This is a genomic window from Pseudanabaena sp. SR411 (assembly GCF_002251945.1).
In the GTDB taxonomy this organism is placed as follows: domain Bacteria; phylum Cyanobacteriota; class Cyanobacteriia; order Pseudanabaenales; family Pseudanabaenaceae; genus Pseudanabaena.
In genome coordinates, this window is the sequence record NZ_NDHW01000249.1 from 1 (window position 1) to 1,778 (window position 1,778).

The 1,778-nt window shown below is 41.6% G+C and carries 1 protein-coding gene and 1 CRISPR repeat array; the gene reads left to right on the forward strand.

Going from position 1 to position 1,778, the window contains the following annotated elements; translation table 11 throughout:
* Nucleotides 1–58 precede the first annotated feature (58 nt).
* Nucleotides 59–253 (forward strand): hypothetical protein, encoded by a 195-nt coding sequence (locus tag B9G53_RS25580; protein WP_094536247.1) that lies wholly within the window; start codon nucleotides 59–61, stop codon nucleotides 251–253.
* Nucleotides 254–607: 354 nt separating this feature from the next.
* A CRISPR array of direct repeats spans nucleotides 608–1,754; the repeat unit is 37 nt; unit sequence GTTTCAATCCCTAAAAGGGTTTCAGAGGCTTTGAAGC.
* Nucleotides 1,755–1,778: the final 24 nt, after the last annotated feature.

Consider the following 1,778-nt stretch of genomic DNA (forward strand, 5'->3'; position numbering starts at 1 on the left):
TGTGTTTCTACCATCCTTGGGAGATCCGCTTGATTATTACTACGGAAGCAATCCTTAGATGCTTCTCGATGGAGAAGTTGAATGCGCTCTTTGCAATCCCAACTATCACTCAATTCTCGGTAAGCTTCCCCGTTGTGTGGCAAGTGAAAGCATGATTCCAGCCAGTGAAGTCAAAAAACGCTTTGGCAGCAACGCTGGCAATATTACTGATGAACTTCTCAATCAAAAAGCATTACAACTTAATGAAAAATAAGGTGATCTCTTTACCCATGACCATCCGCTCAAGAACTGGAAGAACTATCGCTACTACAGGCTTATCGTGAAGTATTTCCTAATGCGATATATGCTATGCAGAGTAACGATGGAAATTTGCAATATTACCGATCTCGATCTCTAGATTTAGAATTAAAACAAGCGAGCCTGATCCCCATTGATTCAGAGCCAAAACTCCGCACACAGGCTACATAAGACATGACTATTGAGCCATTAGAGCATCTGCGTGAGCCAAGATTAGTTGCTTTAAATCTCAAAGACAGCAAATTACGCTTGACACTTAGTTGGGCTGAAATTACAAATCAGCAAATGCAGATTTTATTATTGTCTTATGGTTTCAATCCCTAAAAGGGTTTCAGAGGCTTTGAAGCTTACAGGGCTTTACAGGCTTGGTGAAAAGACATTTGTTTCAATCCCTAAAAGGGTTTCAGAGGCTTTGAAGCAAAGCATCATGCAACCGCATAATCAACTCATCCTTGTTTCAATCCCTAAAAGGGTTTCAGAGGCTTTGAAGCAGCATACAGAATCAGCATCAAAATCTAATTGCGGGGGGGTTCAATCCCTAAAAGGGTTTCAGAGGCTTTGAAGCGTTGTCAACTGCTGAGGCGATCGGCTTAGTTTGTACCAAGTTTCAATCCCTAAAAGGGTTTCAGAGGCTTTGAAGCTTTCGTACCCGTCAGCTTGCCAAGACGGCAAATCAGCTAGATAGTTTCAATCCCTAAAAGGGTTTCAGAGGCTTTGAAGCACCGTCCTGCTTCTGGCATGGGTGCTAGCTATACATTGTTTCAATCCCTAAAAGGGTTTCAGAGGCTTTGAAGCTTCTATCTGTAAGTGCTATGCAAGATTCCGAAATAGGCGGTTTCAATCCCTAAAAGGGTTTCAGAGGCTTTGAAGCTCCAAGAAAGTTAGATTTTGGTTTCTTATTCAAGAAGGCGTTTCAATCCCTAAAAGGGTTTCAGAGGCTTTGAAGCCCTAGACATGTATCTTTAACCAGAATTATCTCTGTGTTTCAATCCCTAAAAGGGTTTCAGAGGCTTTGAAGCCGAGAACAGCACCTACACCAATGCCGACTGGCCCAGTTTCAATCCCTAAAAGGGTTTCAGAGGCTTTGAAGCATGAAACTCATGCAAGGTTTAAAGCCTAACGTGTATGTTTCAATCCCTAAAAGGGTTTCAGAGGCTTTGAAGCAAAAAGAAATCAACCTGATTATTTCCAAGGCACTAGTTTCAATCCCTAAAAGGGTTTCAGAGGCTTTGAAGCCTAAAGAGTATTAAAGCGATGAACAAGAAACAGTCAGTTTCAATCCCTAAAAGGGTTTCAGAGGCTTTGAAGAAAGCATAGAAGAGAAATGATTCAAGCGATTTGCTTGCGTTTCAATCCCTAAAAGGGTTTCAGAGGCTTTGAAGCTTTGTACTCATTAGGATGATTACGTTGATAGCTATCAGTTTCAATCCCTAAAAGGGTTTCAGAGGCTTTGAAGCTACAGCAACAAATGTATTTGCGGC